The 18,025-nt window shown below is 64.9% G+C and carries 13 protein-coding genes and 1 tRNA gene; 1 reads left to right on the plus strand and 13 read right to left on the minus strand.

Annotation, left to right across the window (positions count from 1 at the left end):
* The 12 genes from CD932_RS29475 to CD932_RS20045 all read right to left on the minus strand — a co-directional run.
* Positions 1 to 1,617 (minus strand): DUF2169 domain-containing protein (locus tag CD932_RS29475; protein WP_254926689.1); only part of this gene is annotated, 1,617 nt, incomplete at its 3' end.
* Between the two features lie 6 nt (positions 1,618 to 1,623).
* Positions 1,624 to 4,215, minus strand: a complete 2,592-nt coding sequence (locus CD932_RS19990) for a contractile injection system protein, VgrG/Pvc8 family (RefSeq protein WP_094444576.1) — start codon at positions 4,213 to 4,215, stop codon at positions 1,624 to 1,626.
* Positions 4,212 to 5,228: a type VI secretion system baseplate subunit TssG gene (tssG, locus tag CD932_RS19995; RefSeq protein ID WP_176461072.1), complete on the minus strand. Its 1,017-nt coding sequence runs from the start codon at positions 5,226 to 5,228 to the stop codon at positions 4,212 to 4,214. Before tssG ends, CD932_RS19990 begins: the two co-directional genes overlap by 4 nt.
* Before the next feature lie 8 nt (positions 5,229 to 5,236).
* Positions 5,237 to 7,087 carry a type VI secretion system baseplate subunit TssF gene (tssF, locus tag CD932_RS20000; RefSeq protein WP_094444578.1) on the minus strand — a complete coding sequence of 617 codons (1,851 nt, stop codon included), beginning with the start codon at positions 7,085 to 7,087 and terminating at the stop codon, positions 5,237 to 5,239.
* 20 nt (positions 7,088 to 7,107) lie between these two features.
* Complete coding sequence (locus CD932_RS20005; RefSeq protein ID WP_094444579.1) at positions 7,108 to 7,491, minus strand: GPW/gp25 family protein; 384 nt, start codon at positions 7,489 to 7,491, stop codon at positions 7,108 to 7,110.
* Positions 7,492 to 7,562: 71 nt separating this feature from the next.
* Positions 7,563 to 8,129, minus strand: coding sequence for a type VI secretion system tube protein Hcp (locus CD932_RS20010; protein WP_094444580.1), 567 nt, complete (start codon positions 8,127 to 8,129; stop codon positions 7,563 to 7,565).
* Positions 8,130 to 8,181: 52 nt separating this feature from the next.
* Entirely contained in the window at positions 8,182 to 10,857 is a 2,676-nt protein-coding gene (tssC, locus tag CD932_RS29480) for a type VI secretion system contractile sheath large subunit (protein WP_254926690.1), read from the minus strand.
* Positions 10,858 to 11,206: 349 nt separating this feature from the next.
* Positions 11,207 to 11,470, minus strand: coding sequence for a hypothetical protein (locus CD932_RS20025; protein WP_094444581.1), 264 nt, complete (start codon positions 11,468 to 11,470; stop codon positions 11,207 to 11,209).
* A 147-nt stretch (positions 11,471 to 11,617) separates the two neighbouring features.
* Entirely contained in the window at positions 11,618 to 12,604 is a 987-nt protein-coding gene (locus CD932_RS20030) for a sigma 54-interacting transcriptional regulator (RefSeq protein ID WP_094444582.1), read from the minus strand.
* Positions 12,605 to 12,909: 305 nt separating this feature from the next.
* On the minus strand, positions 12,910 to 15,402 hold the full coding sequence (locus tag CD932_RS20035; protein WP_254926691.1) for a TonB-dependent receptor: 2,493 nt from the start codon (positions 15,400 to 15,402) through the stop codon (positions 12,910 to 12,912).
* 98 nt (positions 15,403 to 15,500) lie between these two features.
* Positions 15,501 to 16,490: a FecR domain-containing protein gene (locus CD932_RS20040; RefSeq protein WP_094444583.1), complete on the minus strand. Its 990-nt coding sequence runs from the start codon at positions 16,488 to 16,490 to the stop codon at positions 15,501 to 15,503.
* A 1-nt stretch (position 16,491) separates the two neighbouring features.
* On the minus strand, positions 16,492 to 17,010 hold the full coding sequence (locus tag CD932_RS20045) for a sigma-70 family RNA polymerase sigma factor (RefSeq protein WP_094444584.1): 519 nt from the start codon (positions 17,008 to 17,010) through the stop codon (positions 16,492 to 16,494).
* A gap of 172 nt (positions 17,011 to 17,182) precedes the next feature.
* Here CD932_RS20045 and CD932_RS20050 point away from each other — a divergent pair, with 172 nt between their 5' ends.
* Positions 17,183 to 17,857 (plus strand): hypothetical protein, encoded by a 675-nt coding sequence (locus CD932_RS20050; protein WP_141213321.1) that lies wholly within the window; start codon positions 17,183 to 17,185, stop codon positions 17,855 to 17,857.
* Between the two features lie 60 nt (positions 17,858 to 17,917).
* On the opposite strand, the gene CD932_RS20055 is transcribed toward CD932_RS20050, so the two are convergent.
* Positions 17,918 to 17,994, minus strand: a tRNA-Met gene (locus tag CD932_RS20055).
* Positions 17,995 to 18,025 lie beyond the last annotated feature (31 nt).

The following is an 18,025-nucleotide window of genomic DNA, read 5'->3' on the forward strand; positions in this document are numbered from 1 at the left end:
GCCACACGAGCTTTTCACTGGACGGGAGTTCAGACGTGTGCGCCTCCGATCTGCGCTGCCGCCGTCGCGCGCGGTGGCCAGCGCCCCGAGCGCGGCGGCCAGGCCCGGGTCTGTCCCCGTTTCGCCGGCCGGCAGCAGATCGTAGGCCGGAGTCGCCGCCCGTTCGAGCGCCTCGGCCAGCGCCTGCGCTTGCTGGCGCCGCGCTTCCTGCGCTGTTAGGGGCGGCGCCAGCGTGGCCTGCTGCTGCGCCAGCTGTGCCTGGGCGGCGTCGCCACGGGCCTGCGCGGCGGCCGCGCTTTGCCTGGCGTGCTGCAGCGTTGCGGCCAGGCAGAAGTCGCCTTCCGCCGCCAGCGCGGCCGTCAGCAGACCGGGTACGGCTTCGGCCGCGCGCGGCGGCACGTGTCCCGGCGGCGGCCCGCCGTGGGCGGCCCAGAAGTCGGCATCCATTTCATCGAGCCGCCGCTGGCGCTGCGCCAGTTCGGCCGCCGCAGCCTGCCGGTGCGCTGCGGCGCGCAGCGCCGCTTCCGGCGCCCCGCGCACAGGGCACAGCTGGTCTTCGTCGAACACATGCAGCGCCGCCGTGGCCGGCGCCAGGCGCAGCGCCATGACCTCGTGATAGTGCGGCAGGCTTTTCGGCGTGCCGCAGTCTTCATACGCCAGCATCAGCGCGGCCACGTCGAGCGCATCGCTGTCGCCGATCGGGGTCTGGCCGTGGTAGACCAGCACCCCAAGTTCGTATTCGGGCAGGAACCAGACGGTGTCCATGCGCAGCGCCACTTCGGTGGCGGCGGCGGCGCCGGCCAGCTGGACAAACGCGCGCGCGCGCAGCTGCGGCAGGCAGCCTTCGATCAGCGGTTTGCTCGGATGCACATTGTGCAGGCAATAGGCTTCGCCGCCGCGGAAGAACTGCTTGCACCACTGGTCGGACGGCGCCTGGTTGAACACGCTCCAGTCGATGTCGCGCGCAAAACCGGGCGCGTCGTGCTCGAGCCAGCGGCGGTCATAGGTGCCGAACTTGTCCTTGCGCGGCGCCCAGCCGGTCGGCAGCGGGCCAAAGCCGGCCGGCGCGGCGCGGCGCCAGTGGCCGGCGGCGGCGGCCGGGTATTCGATATTGGGCATGGCGCCACAGTTGACACCGGCCAGCGCGCCCAGCGGCGAGCCGGTATAGCCGCAGCCGTCGGGATTGCCCGGATGGCCGGCGCCGCCAAAGGCGCGCTGGTAGGTCAGCGGCATCACGGAGAACGGCGTGGGCCGCGACACGGCGTGCCAGGGCAGCAGGCCATAGCGCCAGTGGCGTTCGCCCGTCACGCGCAGCGTCTTGTCGATGCCGGCCACGCACAGGCGCACCGGCAGCACGGAACAAGGCTGGCCGCCAGGGCTGTGGGCGTTGCCCAGCATCAGCGCTTCGGCCTGCTGCTTGGGCATCGCTTCGTCGAGCGGCTGGCCCGGCGGCAGCGCCTTGAGCACCAGCGGCCATTGCTCGTTCTCGGCCAGGAAGCGGGGATTGCCGGCGCCGAGCCGGAAGAAGCCGAGCGCGGTGACGGCAAAGTGATGGCTGCCCTGGTACAGATAGGGCTTGTGCAGGACGCTCAGGCTCAAGGGTTTGACTATTTTCATCGCGTCTCAGATATAGATTTTGATCGCCGGCATGGTGACCGCCAGGCCGCTGATTTCGCACTTGACGGTGGCCGCTTCGAACGAGGCGCGCATGCCGAAGCCGCTCAGGTCGAGCGAGGTGATCGCGCCGCTCAGGTTGATCGTGCTGCTCGAACCGGTCACGTTGAGCGACTTGTTCAAGCCGCTGACGTTGGTCGTGGTCTGCTCGCCGTTGACGCTGAGCGAGGTGCTGACACCCGTGATGGCGACGCTGTCGCTCTTGCCCGTCAGGTTCGTCTGGGTACTCGCGCCGGTCAGGTTGACGCTGTCGCTCACGCCGGTCAGCGCGGTGCTGTTGCTCACGCCCGTCACCGAGGCGTTGTTGCTCACGCCGGTAGCCGAGGAATTGTTGCTCTCGCCGGTGGCCGAGGAGTTGTTGCTGATGCCGGTGGCATTGGAGCTGTTGGCCACGCCGGTCAGCGAGGCGGCCGTGCTCATGCCGGTGACCGAGACATTGTTGGACATCCCCGTGGCCTGGGTGCTGCTGCTCACGCCCACCGCCTGGGTGCTGCTGGTGGTGCCGGTGATGTCGTGGCTGACGCTGTCGCCCATGGTCGAGGTATTGTTCTGGCTCGTCACATGGGAAATGCTGGTGCTGCTGCCAACCGTCGAATGGCTGTACGAGGTGTCGACCGTCGAGACGCTGGACGACACGCTGGCCTGCTGGCGGCTGAAGGTGGAGCCGAACGATTCGGAAGCGCTCAGCAGGTCGCTGACGCCGCCCAGGGCGCCGAACAGTTCCTGCAGGTTGCTGCTGCTGGCTGCGGCGACGCTGTCGGCGGCGGCAAAGCTGTAGCTGGCGCCCTGGGCGTAGCTGGTGTCGCGGTAGCGGCCGCTGCTGTAGGTCTTCTCGACGATGCCGACGGCGCGCGGCAGGTCGGCGCTGGAGGCCGTGCCGAAGCGCACGCTCTTGCCGTCGCCATAGCTGGTCGAATAATTGTTGCCCGTGCGCGAGCTGGCCACCCATGCTTCGGGCATGATGCAGGTGTTGCCGTTCGAGTGGATGATGCTCTGGATTTCAGGCAGTTCCGATTCGTCCTGGGCCCGGGCCACCACCACGGTGACGCCGATTTCCGGGGCGGTCTGCATCGATGGCGCCAGTTTGACCCAGACTGGCTCGCTGTCCTGGCCGGCGGTGGAGAAAATCACGTACACGCCGATCGCATCGAGCCTGGCCTGGCCGTCGGTGAACTGGTTGTGCTGCGCGTCGTAGGGTGTCGCCGCCGCATAGTAGCGCCAGTCCGGCGGCACGGCGGCATCGGGTACGGCCACCACCCGCGCCAGCAGGCTGCCCTGCTGCGTTTCCTGCATCGAAAAGGCACTGATCAGTCCCTGCGCCCGGGTGGCCTGGAATTCGTTGGTGTAGCCGCCATCGAGGCTGGCCTGGTGCTTGACCTGGGTCAGCACGAAAGCCTGGCCCTCGAGCGTCGGGCGCACCAGTTGCGGATGGCTGTCGACAAGTTTGCTGCCGGTGACGCTGAACTGATGGCCGGCGCGAAAATGCGGGCAGTAGCTGCTGCCGCTAAATTGCGATGCGGCGCTGTCGAGCGCGTCGCCGGTGGCGCCGGCAAAGTGGCGCGCTTCCTCGACGCTGCCGCCGTACTGGTAGATCTTGTATTGCTGGAACGGCAGCTGGCCCGGATCGGCCACGCTCGACGCCGCATAGGTCTGGTACTGCGCCACGGCGTCGCTTTCCCAGGCCGCCTCCTGGCGCGCGAAGACGGTCTGCACGCCGCTGCTGGCCAGCGTCTGCTGATAGCTGAACTGTGAAATGACGTCGCTTTGCGCCAGGCCGGCTTCATCCTCGCCGGTGTAGGTGTAGCGCAGCGGCTGGCGCGAGGCCAGCGCCCAGGGATAGGCGGGCCGGTTGGCGAAGACCGCGCGGTGCTGGTTGCCGCCGTGGCTGAAAAAATAGTACAGGTGGGCCTTGCCCATCATGCGCTTGATGAAATCGAGGTCGCTTTCGCCTGCCTGCAGCCAGTCCTGGATGCGTGCCACGGCCGGGTTGTCGTCGCCCGACACGGCCTCCATGGTGTAGGCGATGCGGTGTTCGTCGAGGATGTCGCCGATGGCGTCGCGCACGTTCTTCTGCGCGTGGACGCGGTAGCGGTTGGTCAGCGCCAGCTTCGCCAGCGCCGGCTTCATGGTGAGGCGGTAGACGCCATTCATTTCCAGCGCAAACGCGCTGACGATGCCATTGAACAACGCCAGCCCGGCGCCGCCGCCGGCGCCGCGGATGGCGCGCTGGAAGCGGTCCGACAACTCGGCCTGGCTGTCGCCGGACGGATACTGGATGCCGACCGTGACAGGGCGGCCGATAATGTCGTCAAACGTGAAGGCCACTTCGCGGTGGCGCACCGTATTGCCGTGCAGTTCGAGCTGGTATTCGAACGTTTCGGAAGCGCTTTCCTGTCCGCTGAAGCTGGTCAGGCGGAAGGTTTCGTCGCTGACGATGCGGTTGCCGCGCAAGAAAATCGCGCTGTGCAGGAACAGCGCGGGACGCGGATCGTCGATCGGCGCGACGGCGCTGGCGGCCAGTGGGTCGAGTCGCTGGTTCATCGCGCAGCCACGCTGTCGCCGTGGGCGGGGATCAGATAGTGGACGCGGCGCTGCCGGTGCGTGCGCGCGCCGCGCAGCCAGGCTGTCTGTCCCAGGCGCCAGCCGGGGCGGCCCGGCGCGGCGGCCGGCAGCGCCGGCGCCGGAATGCCGTCGTCATCGATCTGCAGTTCGATTTCGCAATCGACCTGGCGGTCGAGCAGCAGGTGCACCATCGCCACCAGCGCGGCGAAGTCGGCGCCTGCCTGCCGCCGTTCCTGCTGCCGCGCGCGCAGCTCGGCCAGGTTTGGCGGCAGCAAACGGCACAGGCGCGCGTAGCTGACGCCGGCGATCACCAGGCGCACGCGCGCCTGCTGGTCCCACACGCGCCGGCCCAGCACGGCATCCTGGCCCAGCTGGTGGCGCTGTTGTCCCAGCCGGTTCTGGTCGTCCCCTTCGAGGGTATGCCAGGCGCCGAGCATGGGAATCAGGCTGACCTGCGCACCGAGAAAGCACGACAGCACCCGCGTTACCGTCGAGGCGCTGCGGCGGCTGTTGGCGAGCAGGCCGGCCAGCGCCAGCCAGGCGCGCGGCGGCAAGGGCAACTGGCGGCGCAGGTCGTGCGAGCCGACGCCCATCAGCGATGCCAGCACATGCGCATGTCCCGTATGTTCCGGCGGCAGGGTATTGAGGGCGATTTTCTGCGCCGCCTTCAGTTCGAAGCGCAGCGTGTTGAGGCGCTGGTTGAAGATGTTCAGGAAGTCGGCCATGGCCGGCGCGCGCGCCCGTTCCAGGTCGCGCACCCATTCCGTGAACGGCTCCGGCAGCGGCCCGAGGATGCTGGCGACGCAGTAGTTGGCCGTGCCGATTTCGACCACGCCGCCCTGGCGCGCATTGAGGCTGGAGAATTCGCGCGCCGGAAACGCGGCCGACAGGTCGGCGCGGAAACGCAGCGTTGGCGCCGGCGCGCTGGCGCTGGCGCGCGTGAGCAGGCGCATCAACTGGAAGATGTTGACCTGGTCGTGCCCCTCGAACATGAGCTCTTTCAGATTACCGGCTTGGCGCCCGCTTGCGATGGCCATCGATTCTGTGGTCCTTTGATATCCTGGGTTTCGAGATTGACTTCAACGAGGGTGTTGACGGTCGCGTACAGACAGAAAAAATGCCGCAAGATGGCGCAGAACAGCACCGGGCTGGCGTGGCCGTCGCGGAACTTGCCGCGGTCCATGTCCAGCGTCAGGCCGGTGCCGCGCACGAAGCCGCGCCAGCCGCCATGCTTGCGCACCTGGCGCGTGATGGTGCGGCAGCGCATGTGCGTGATGGCATCGATCTGCTGGTGGCCAGCGGCCATGTTGGCGCCCACGTGCATGCGCAGGATGTCCTTGAGTGCGTTGAGCGCGCCCGGATCGTCCGCCAGCGACAGATGGTTGAGCGCCAGCTGCGACACCAGCTTCCACGGCCGCTCGCCGATCTGCGGCGGCGTCTGGTGGGGCGTGGGCTTGCTCAGCACGCGCATCGAGGCCACCGGCCCCGGGCCTTCGAGCTGCAGCGGGCTGCCGTTGACGAGCTGCTCCGGCAGGCGGCGGTTGGTGCACAGGGCCACGCCACCGACCACTTCGTCGCGCAGCTGGCACAGGTCGAAACGCGCATCGAGAAAGGACAGGCGCAATTCGGTGCCGGCGATATGCTCGCCGTGGCTCTGGCGGCGCCGCGCCACGTAGAAATAATCCTGCTCGCTGAGCTTTTGCACGTCATCCATCGCAAAATAGGGGGCGATCGGACGCGGCGAGCCGGACGGCGTGATCGACTCGAGTTTTTCGATCGAATAAATCTCGCAGTAGCGGTGGTTCGCCAGGTCGCCCATCACGTGGTACTCGTACTGCGTGTGGTCGAGCATGATCGGGTCGATGCGCTGCGAATACAGGTTAATCAGCGGCACGCAGTTCAGCCGCAGTACTTCCGCCGCAAAGGTCTGCGCCGTGTCGAATGGCGCGTCAAACGCGAACAGCAGATCGGTATAGTCGGCGGCGGCGCTGAAATCGTGGCGTTCGAGGCCGCTCACTTCAAAAAACAGGAATTTTTGCGGAAAGCAGAAATATTCCTGCAGCAGGCGCAAGGCGGGATGCGTGTGCAGGTTCGATGGCAGCGCCGCTTCGTCGTCGCGTTCGCCCAGCCAGCGCAGGCAGTCCGCCGGCAGCACGGTCGAGACCGTCTCCAGGCCGTCGGCCGGCGCCGTTTGCACCACCACCCCGGTCAGGCGCAAGGCCAGCATCTCGTACAGCGTCCATGCGCCCGGCTCGCTGCTGTCGATATAAAAGCGCAGGCGGCGCGGACCTTGACCCTGGGTCGTCAGCGGCAGGCCGACCTGGCTGCGCACGCGCACGCGCACGATGGCCTGGGTGCGCTTGCCGTCCTTGCCGATGATGTCGTGGGCGGCGCCCGATTCAAGCTCGATGCGCTCGACCGTCAACGGCAGCAGCGGCGTGGCGTAGCAGGTGCGAAAGCGGCAGCTGACCCTGCGGCCGCTGGCGCCGACGGCTGGCGCTGCGATGTAGGCGCCGCGCTTGAGCAGCTGTTCCTTGTTGCCGTCGGGCTTGACGGTGATGTCGGCCACCAGCATCGACGGTACCGGCGCTTCCAGGTGCGGATACAGGAAAGCCAGCAGCGCATTGGGCAGATCGGCCTTGTCCTGCTCGATCTGGTGCCGCAGCCGGCCGGCCAGGAAGGCGAACGACTGCATCAGCAATTCGACCTGCGGGTCGCCGGCGGCGCGCGCGTTCAGGCCCAGTTCGCCCGCCAGGTGCGGATACTGGCGGGCGAACGCCATGCCCTCGCTGCGCAGCGATGACAGTTCTTCCTGGAAGTAATCCTTGAGGGTGGCGTTAATCGGCAGCATGGGCGCGGCGCTCTGTTTCTTTAGTAAGCAGGCAAATCAAAGGTGAAGCTTTCCGGCGTGCTGGCGTCAGACAGCATGCCGCTCACTACCAGCCGGTATGGCGCGAGCGGCAGGCCGGTGCTTTGCAGCCGTACTTGCGGCGCCAGCAGGCGCGGCTCGTAGCGGCGCACCAGCCGTTCCAGGCGTGCGCCATAGCGTTCCAGTTCGCTCTTGCCGAAGGTGCTCAGTTCGACCACGTTGGGCATGCCGAATTCGAGCAAGCTCAGCTGGTCTCCCGTCTCGACCACGCGCGCGCCGATGATGCGCTGGATCTGCATCGCGATGGCCGTGCGCAGGTCGAACGGTGGCGGCCGTCCGGACAGGGGCGGCGTCGCATGGGCCAGGCGTTCAAGCAGGAAGAGCATGGTCGATTCCAGTACAAAAAGGGTGGTGCGGGCCGCCGCAGCCGCCCGTTGCCGGGCGGCCTGGCGTGCGGTCAGTCCGTGAACTGTCCGATCGGCCGGTTGCGGGCGATACTCCAGCCCGTCGCCAGGTTGCCGGCCGTCGTCAGGTCGGCTTTCTGCACCGTGTAGGTCCACAGGATTTCCGTGAAGTTCAGCTTGAACTGCTCGGTCGGCATGTCGTCCGGATGGGTTTGCAGCTGGATCTCGCTGATGATGGCGTCGCGCAGCGAAATGGTCAGGATGTTGGCGGTCTTGTCACCCGAGTTGCGCGCGATGTACAGCTTGGTCGGCTTGTCCTTGCCCTTGCCCAGTGGTTCGGCGCGCAGGCAATATTCGTAGAACTTGACCGAGGTCTTGTCGACGTATTTGCTGAGCGTGAATTCCGTGATGATGGGCCGGCCCGAGGTCCGCGCGGAATTGCTGACGTCGGTGGTAATCTGCTGCTTCATGCCCTGGTGCATGGACACCAGTTCGATGCACTGGCCCAGGTCGAGCACGGAATCGCGCCAGGTGTTGTCGATCAGGCTGCCGCCGTTGTCCCAGCTGTTGGCGCCGCCGAACACTTCCGGATTGCCTGGCTGTAGAAGAATCAAATCCATGGTAAAGCTCCAAAAAATTGTCGATGAGGGAAGAGCACTGCCGCTTGCGCGCTTATTTGGGCACGTCCGCCACCAGACGGATCGACGTGGTCAACTCTTCGAGCTGAAAATGCGGCTTCAGGAAGACCGTCGCACGGTACACGCCGGGTTCGCCCGGCACGTCGGTCACCGCCACCTTGGCCGAACGCAGCGGATACGATGATTTCACTTCATGCGTGGCGTTATCGTCGAGCAGGACATAATTGGAAATCCACGTATTGAGGTAGCTTTCGACATTGGCACGCGTGAGCGCGCTGCCGATCTTCTCGCGCATGATGACCTTGATGTAATGGGCGAAGCGAGAGGCCGCCAGCATGTAGGGCAGCATGGCCGAGATGCGGGCATTGGCATTGGCGTCATCGGAAAAGTATTTTTTCGGCAGATTGGTGGTCTGGCCACCGAAAAAGGCCGCCTTGGCCGTGCCCTTGCAGTGGCACAGGGAAATAAAGCCCAGGTCGTTCAGTTCCTTCTCGCGCCGGTCGGTGATCGACACTTCCGTCGGGCAGAACAGTTCGGTGCTGCCGGCGTCGGACGTGTAGGTATAGCGCGGCAGGCCTTCGACCAGGCCGCCGCCCTCGACGCCGCGGATAGCCGCCGTCCAGTTATACAGCGAGAACGCATTGGTAATGCGTTCGGCCAGCAGGTAGGCTGGATTTCCCCACAAGAAGTTCTCATTGTCGGGCGATGGATAATAGGCGGTGCCGTCGGCGCTGGTGGGCTTGGACGGCGGTGGCGGCGGACCGACGTTTTCGTTGAAATTGAGGCCCTCGCACTCGATGGTGTTGCGCTTGTCCGGCGTGCCGTAGGGCAGGCGCAGCAATGCCCGTGGCAGGACCAGCGTCACGTAGCGCGCGTCCTCCATGTCGCGAAATTCGCGCCAGCCGCCAAAATCGTCGCTTTCGAAGATTTTCTTCAGGTCGCGTGGCTTGCCCAGTTCGGCAAAGCTGCTCAGGTTGAACAGATCCTTCGAGGCCTGGGCGATGAACGGCGCATGCGCCGCCGCCGCCACTTCCGAGATCTTCTTGAGAAACTCGATATCGTCGCCGGCGCGGCCGATTTCATAGTCGCCGATCAGCAAGCTGTACGGCAGGCCGCCGAAGGTGCCGTATTCGTCTTCGTAGATCTTCTTGAACAGCGCGCTCTGGTCGAACTCGACCGCCTTCTGCATGTCTTTCAGCAGTTCGGCCTTGCTGGCGTTGAGCACGCGCAGGCGCAGCATGGTGCTCGTTTCCGTGTTGAAGACCAGGTAGTGCAGGCCGCGCCAGGTCGCTTCCATTTTCTTGAAGCTGCTGCTGTGCATGATGTCCGACAGGGCGGTGCTCAGCAGGCCGTCGATCTCGGCGACCAGTTCGTCGATGACGGCGGCGGCGCCCTTGAGGCGGGCCGCGATGACCTTGTTGCGCGTGTCTGCCTGGGGGCTGCCGATGGCGATGCGCAGCCGGTCGACGAAGGAATTGACGGCCAGGATGCTGCGCGCCGTGTCGGTCTGGATCAGCGGCAGGATGGCCTGCGTCGCCAGCACCAGGTCGTCTGCCGTGGCAGGGGCGGCAGGGGTGGCCAGCAGGTAGTTATAGAGTTTGAGCGTGGCCATATAGGTCGGTTCCTCGCCCGCCGCGCTGTCCGTCAGGCCCAGCAGCAGCAGCGGCAGGCGCCAGATCTTGTCGCCTTCCGCATCGCCTGCGGGGGTCTTGAGGGCCACGAGCAGGTCCGCATCGCTTTTTGCCTTGTCCAGCCGGACGGTGGCGGCGGCGCCATCGGCAAAACCGAGCAGCACCAGCTGTTTGTCGAGCGGCGCTGCCGGCGCCGCTGCCGCCGCTGCCGCTGCCGCCGCCTTGGCTTCCGGCGTGGCGTTCTCGTCGTCACCGGTCACCGTACCGGCTGCCGCGTCGCCAGCCTTGCCCGGCCCGCTCGCCGCCTTCGCCTTGCCGCGCAGCATTTTCAAGCGTTCGATGGCCTTGTTGCGGTTTTCTTCCGTGTCTGGCGCGGCCAGGGCATTGGCCAGCACCAGTGCGCCGGGTCTGGCGGCAGGCACGTCGGCTTCCTTGCCGCTCGCGCCCAGCAGGCGCCACGCTTGCAGCTCTGGCAGCAGCGCGGCGTCGCTGTCCTGCAAGGCGTCGTGCAGGGTGAACAGGCGGGTGACCAGCGCCGGCGCATCTTTTTCCGCCAGCGGCGCCGAATGGGTCGTAAGGATCGCCAGGTGGCGCGCCTGGTCGGCGGCGCTGGTGCCTTGCGTCATGGCGTCGAGGTGTTTGGCCACCATGTCGTCCGACTCCGCCTTGGCCTGCAGTGTACGGATCTGGCCGCGCGCCAGGTACAGTTGCGACAGCGACGGCATGGCCTGCACGATATTGAGCGGTTCGAAATCCTCGATCGAGCGGAAGGTCAGCGCCTTGTCGCCGTCCTGCGGCAGCTCGGCCCAGCGCCTGATCGCGTTGCCGGAAAAAGCGGCACGCGGCGCGATGGTGCCCATCAGGTCATTGAAATTGTCGCGGTCGATATTGCACATGGCGCGCTGTTTCAAGCCAGTGTAATTCGCAGGGTCTTCACGGTCGCCTTTTAAATCCGCAAAAACACCGACGATAAAAGGCAGCTCCTTTTTTTCGATTGCATTACCGATTTCGACGTCATAAGTAATCTTTACCCGTGGCGGTCTTACCCGCAAGAGTTTCTTTTGTATGCTTTCAGTCATTTATTTCGCCTCGCTAAGGAATCGAATTCAAGAATCAGGTTTATCGACGGTATTTGCAGGGGCCTGCGGTGACAGCAATCAAGCACGCGTCAGGACTCCGGCATCGCCTGCTGTTAATGCAATACGCGTGCCACGTTATTGATCTACGCTAAGTAGTTGATTTGACAGGAGACAATACAGGCTGCCGGGGCGGTGCCTGGGTCATTCCTCACCCAGCTTGGGCTGTTGCAGATGGCGCGCCATGGCGCGATGTTGGGGCAGGGTGGAAAAATACCGGCATGGGTGGTTTTTTGCCCCCTGCCCGAGCCCGGCCATGCACGTGTAGCGCCGCGCTCAGGCAGGGGGGGCGTCAGGTGCTGATGGCACAGCGCGGCGAGCGCCAGACCAGGCGCGAGCCCACCCGCAATACTTCAAGCTGGTCGGCGGCGACCAGCAATTCCAGCGCCGCGAGCGTGACCTCGGCGCCGGGCCGGCAGGCCGCTGGCGCGCCGGGGCAGGCAGTCCAGTCGACCCACCACTGATCGATTCCCTCGGCCGTGTCGGCCGCGTTCGGATGCTCGGCGAGGTGCCGCCTGATCGAGGCAGTGGCAAAATCGAGCAGTTGTTGATCCATTCATGTCTCCCTGGCGGGATCGCCGGGGCGCAGGGCGGTTTACCCGGACGTGACCGCGAAAATCCAGCCTGTATAGCCGATTGTATTTTGGTTCAATATACAATAAAAGCGCGGCGAGACCGTGTTTGCCTTGCAATCGTCCTGGTGTCAGCCCTCGGGTGTTGCCGTGCTGGCGATTTTTTCCTCCACGCCGTACTTGCGCGCCAGTTTGCCGAAGGCGCTTCTTTCCTGCCCCGCCAGGCGCGCTGCCTGCGACAGGTTGCCGTCGGACTGTTTCAGCGTGTCCTGCACGTAGCGCCGTTCGAAGTCGCTGATGGCACGCGCCTTGGCACTCTTGAAGTCTTGCAGCAAGGGCAGCACCGCTGCCGTCGCCAGCGCGGCGCCCAGCTGGGTTTCGCCGTCCTCGCACAGGAGGAATTGGCGGTGAACCACGTTTTCCAGTTCGCGTACATTGCCGGGCCAGTCGTGCTGGCGGATCAATGCAATCAGATTTGGATGCAGGCTCTTGCGGGCCATCCGGTACTGGTCGCTGAAGCGCTCGGCGAAAACCTGCGCCAGTTCCAGCGCATCGTCCTGGCGCTCGCGTAGCGGCGGCATGCGCAGCACCAGTACATTGAGGCGGTACAGCAGGTCGCGGCGGAACTGGCGTGCATCGACCAGCTTTTCCAGGCTGGCATTGCTGGCGACGACGATGCGCACGTCGGCCTGGCGGGTGACGCCACTGCCGACGCGGCGGTAGGTTTTGTCTTGCAGAAAACGTAACAGCGCCGCCTGCGCTTTCATGCTGAGGGAATCAACTTCGTCGAGGAACAGGGTGCCGCCGTCGGCTTCGCTGACCAGCCCCGGCGATGCCGATTTGGCATCCGTGAACGCGCCCCGTTCGTGACCGAACAGTTCGCTTTCGATCAAGCTTTCAGGCAGTCCGCCGCAATTGACCGGGATAAAGGCCTGCCCGCTGCGCTTGCCCAGATAATGCAAGGCGCGTGCCGCGACTTCTTTTCCGGTGCCGGTCTCGCCTTCGATCAGCACGGTGGCGTCGACGCGGGAAAATTTATGAATCAGGGTGCAGCTTTGGGTGAATTGGGGAGAAGAACCGAGCAAATTCAATTGCGTTAAGGTCCTGTTGGCATTCATCGACGATATCCTCTGATTTTAAAAGACGGGCAGTTTTTTAATGTTCAGCTAATCGATCAGCGGGAGCGAAATCACGACGGCATTGTCAAATCTGGCCATGAGATCGAGAAACTGGTGAGTATCTGTGAGATTGGCTAAAAGTTAATGATATTTATACCGCATACAATGGTGCTTGTCGATTTTTTTTAAAAATAAAACGCGTCGCTGGAGTGCTTGCGGGTGTTGGCGCGTACATGGACGAGGCTGATTTCTCGGCTCGTCCATGCAGGATCAGGTGATGCTGAGAGAGGCAGGCAGGGCTGGCTTCAGAACTGGTAACGCAGGTTCAGCGAGGCATTGCGGCCCTGGCCGACCATGCCCGAATACCACCAGTCCGATACCGAGGCCGTGTATTTTTTATCCAGCAGATTGCCCACGTTGAGGGTGGCCGACAGTTTGTTGTTGATGTCGTAGCGCGCCATCAGGCTGGCCACGGCGTAGCTTTTCTGCTCCCAGCGCAGGGTGCGTTCGATCTGCCATGCTTCGATAGTCGAATAGACGGTGCTTTGCCAGTTGACGCCGCCGCCCACGGTCAGGCGCTGGAGGTCGCCCGGCAGGCGGTAGGTGGTCCACAGTTTCACCAGATGGCGCGGGAAGGTGGTCTGGATCGCCTTGCCGGTGTTGTTTTTGGTGGCGCTGTAGGACCACGACGCCGCCACATTCCAGTCGCGCGTGAGCGCTCCGCTCGCTTCCACGTCCAGGCCCTCGGTTTTGGCGCCCTTGACGGTGCGGTAGGCCGCATCCGTGGTGCCGGGCACCGTGTAACCGGGGTCCGATTCCGACAGGTTTTTCTGGCGGATCTGGTACCAGGCCAGCGCCGTATTGAACTGGCCATCGAGCCATGCGCTCTTGATACCCGCCTCGAACGTCTTGCCTTCGCGCGGCGCCAGCAAGGCGCCGTTGCGGTCCTGCGCGGCCTGCGGCTGGTAGATGGTGGAGTAGCTGGCGTAGGCCGCATGCGCATTGTTGATCTCGTAGACCAGGCCGCCGTAGGGCGTGACCACGCTGCTTTCCCTGGCCGGCGTCTCGCTGTGGTAGCCGATGGTGGGCGCGTCGGTGACATAGTTTTCGTTGTAGCGCATCACCTTCGCGCCGGCGATCAATTTCAGCTGCTCCGACAAGGCGAAGCGGCCGGCCGCGTAGGCGCTGGCCTGGCGGCGCGTGCTGTCATAGGTCACATAGCGCTCGCCGTAGACGGGTGCCACCTTGCGCTTCCAGCGGTATAAATTGGCCGGCGTGCCCTGCACGTTCCAGTCGAAGCTGCCGTCGGTCACGCTCTGGAACTGGTGGTAATCCATGCCCAGCACCAGTTCATGCTGGCGACCGAACAGGGTCACGGGGCCGCTGACCTTGACGTCGGCGCTGTTGACCTTCAGGTGGTAATTGCGCGCATTGGCTTTCAGCTCCAGGCCGTCGCCTGTCGCCTGGTCGGCAAAGGTGTCGCTTACGCCCAGATACACCGAGCGTTCGTCCTGCGACGAGGTCAGGTGGTTGGCGGCGAGCTTCAGGGTCCATTCATTGCCCAACTGGTGCTCGAGCGCGGCAAAGACATCGGTCGAATTGCTGTCGAAGCGATTCGACGGCGCGGCCGGATTGAAGGAGCGCGGCAGGTCGGTCATCTGGCCGTTGCTGTAAAAGATGGGAAAGCCCAGATACGACATCGACCCTTTCGAGCGGTTGCGCTGGTGCGTCAGGCCCGCCGTCAGCAAGGTGCCGGGCGCCAGGTCCGCTTCGAGCACGCCGTAAATCACTTTCTTGTTGCGGTGGTAGTCATCGATGGCGCTGTCGCCATCTTCCACCACGGCCACCGCCCGGCCGCGCAAGGCGCCGGCGGCATTGAGCGAACCACCGGCGTCGAGCATGGCGCGCTTGTCGTGCCAGGAGCCGACGCCGCCTTCCGCCTTGACCTGGGTCTGCGCGGTCGGTTTTTTGCGCACCATATTGATGGCGCCCGAAGCGTCGCCGGCGCCCGTGATCAGGCCCGAGGCGCCGCGCAGCACTTCGATGCGGTCATACAGGGCCATGTCGGCCAGGCTTTGCGCGGGCACGGCATTGAGGCCCAGGTTTTCCGAATGGGTGCTGACGCCGTCGAGCTGGTAATTGGTGATCGAATAACCGCGCGAGGTAAAACCGGTGCGCTCGCTGCCCAGGGCAAACAGGGTGACGCCCGGCGTTTGCGCCATCGCCTGGGCGATCGTGGTCAAGCCCTGGTCTTCCATGCGCTGTCTGGTGATCACGCTGACCGATTGCGGTGTCTCCTTGATGGTCAAGCCCAGCGGCGTGGCGGTGGGGCTGCCTGCTGTCGAGACATACGAGCCGCTGCCTTCGGTCACGTCTTGCTGCGCCGAGACCGACACTTCCGGCATGGTCGACAGCGATTGTTTTTCTGCGCCAGGTTCAAACGCGCGCAGCGCATAGCTGCCGGCGCTGCTGCGTTCGGCCTTCAGGCCGGTACCGGCCAGTACGCCGTTCAAGGCGGACTGCACGTCGCGGCGGCCCCTTAAGCCTGTCGTGGTTTTGCCCTGGGTCTGTTCGGGCGTAAAGCTGAGGATCACGCCGCACTGGCTGGCCACCTGGCGCAGTGCGGCGGCCAGGTCGCCGGCCGGCACCTTGAAGTCGTGCACGGCCTGCTGCGTGCTGGCGTCCACACCCTGCGCCTGCACGGTGGAGGGTTGGAACAACAGCAGGGCGGCGCCGAACAGGGCGAACTCGATGGCGTGCGCCATCGGCGTGCGTTTGGAAGCGATAAAGGAGTACATGGTTACCTTGTGATTGAGTCGTCGAATGCCTTGCCTGTACTGGTCACGAGAGAATCGAAAACGGGTAATCTTTTTTTGAAATGCGGCGAAAATAAAGCCTAACGCCGGCTTGTTGGCTGCACCCGCACCCAGAATCGCGTGCGAAAGTGGATCTCGACCGGCAGCGAATGGGGCAGCGACAGCAGCACCGCCTGCGTGTCCTGCAGCGGAAACACGCCGGAAATGCGCAGGCCGGCCACCGTCTCGTCGCAGCCGAGCAGGCCGTGGCGGTAGCGGCCCAGCTGGCGCAGGAACTCGGACAGCAGCATGCCGTCGGCCAGCAGCAGCCCCTGGCGCCAGCCCCAGATATCGGGTGAGACGGCGTGCGCGGCCCCGATGCGCCGCGCCGTCATGCTGGCGCCCTGGCCGGCCTGGATCAGCTGATGGGCGCCGCCCTCGCGCGAGCGCAAGCGCACCGCGCCCTGTTCCACGGCAACGACGGTGTGCGCCTCTTTCTGGCGCACCGAATAGCGCGTGCCGAGCGCCTGGGCCTGGCCGTGCGTGGTTTCGACCAGGAAGGGACGGTAGGGGCGGCCTGCCTCCTTCGCGGTGGTGATGAACACTTCGCCCTTGACCAGTTCCAGGCGCCGCTCGCTGGCGCTGAAATGCACATTGACGGCGCTGTCGGCATTCAGGTGCAGATTGCTGCCGTCGGCCAGCCGCAGTTCGCGGCGCTGGCCTATGCTCGTGGACAGGTCGGCCAACGCCGAGCGCGCGCCCTGGCTGCGCAGGCCCAGCGTGCCGGTGGCGCCAGACGCCGCCAGCACCATGGCCAGCTTGAGCGCTTGCCGGCGCGTCGCCGGGCGCCGCGCCAGGGCCTTGCGGCCGGCCTGCGCGTCGAGTTGCCGGAAACCCGCGCTGACGTGTTCGATATGGGTCCAGGCCCGTTCATGGTCGGGATGCTGGGCGCGCCAGCTGGCCCAGGCCTGTTGTTCGGCCTTTGTCGCCTGGCCGCTCATCAGGGTGGTCAGCCATTCGGCGGCCTGCATGGCGATCTTCAGGTCGATCGGCTGGCCGCCCGCATAGACCTGATGGGACGTCTTGAGCACGTCAGGACGCCGCAAAATCGGGCACGGCAAAAAAGCACAGCAGATTGGCCTTGGCCAGGTATTTCTTGACCGAGTGCGTGCTGGTGGCAAGTTCAACAGCGATCTCGGCGTAGCTCAGGCCTTCCAGGTGCGCCATCAGGAAGGCCGACCTGGCTTTTGCCGGCAGCTTGCCCAGCGCGCGGTCGATCAGCTGCAGCGATTCAAGCACGATGCTCATGCTTTCCGGCGACGGTGCGCTGGCCTGCGGCAGGTGCAGCAGGGCGTCGACATACGCGCGCTCCAGCTCCTCGCGCCGGCAATGGTTGGCCAGCAGGCGCCTGGCGATGGTGGCGAGAAAAGGGCGGGGCCGGACGATGTCGTCATGGCTGCGCGCGACCAGCACCTTGATGAAGGTATCCTGCGCCAGGTCGCCCGCCAGTCCGGCGTCGTGCAGACGGCGCTTGAGCCAGCGCAGCAGCCAGCCGTGGTGCTCGCGGTACAGCGTCTGGAAGTCGGACTGCGAAGGATGGGCGGACAGCATGGCGCAGCGCGATCTAAATGAGAATTGTTCTCATTGTAGCGCAGCGGCCTGCGCCAGGCAATCGACAGCCGCACCGCGTTGTGCAAACGCCACTGGCGTGGCAACCCATATTTAATTGATGGCAAGCCTCGATGTGCGAAAATGGCCGCTGACGATGTTTGCGGAGCAAAAAATGATGTGGTTGGTAGGCGGTATCCTGTTGGTCCTGATCGCCGCATTTCTGTGGATGGCCTTTTTTCACCGCGTGCAGGCGATGTCGCGCCAGGCGCAATTGCTGAACTGGCTCGAGATCGGCCGCGTCTCCAATCCCGCTGGCGGCAAGGATATCCTGCTGGCCCGGAACGAACGTAATTCCAAGATCGACTGGCGCACCGGCGAAGTGTGGCTGGTCAATCCCAAGGTCGCCGAGTCATTCGCCGATTACCTGGCCGTCGAGCGCTGGCTGGCGCTGCACGATACGCCGCTGCCGGAACCCGAGTTGGTGCCGGCGCCGGCAGCGCAGCCCTTGCCGGAAGAGGACGAGGTGGTGGAAGTGCTTGCGCCGGCAGACGATGGCTTGCCGGCGTTCCGGCAACAGGTCGAGGACTGCCTGGCCAGGGCCGAGGGCGGCCAGGACCTGGTCGACACCAGGCAGGCTTTCGAAGCCGGCAGCCCGGAGTTTCTCGAAGCGGGAACCCAGTTGTGCACGGCCGCGCTCGAGTGCCACGTGCCGCCGATGATGGTCGCCACCTTTTATATCAGCGCCTTTGCCGCGCTGTCCGACGCGGCCGGCGAAGACAAGCTGGACCGGGTCACGGCCAGCCTGCAGGCGGCAGCGAAACAGATACGGATGATGCAGCAGGGGTAAGCGCACAGCAGGGGCCGGAATGCAAAAAAGGCTGATCGCGCGATCAGCCTTTTTCAATATTGGTTGCGGGGACAGGATTTGAACCTGTGACCTTCGGGTTATGAGCCCGACGAGCTGCCAGACTGCTCCACCCCGCAGCAGAATTATATACCAGATTATTGCGGGGCG

It is taken from the genome of Janthinobacterium sp. PC23-8 (genome assembly GCF_002250505.1).
In the GTDB taxonomy this organism is placed as follows: domain Bacteria; phylum Pseudomonadota; class Gammaproteobacteria; order Burkholderiales; family Burkholderiaceae_D; genus Janthinobacterium.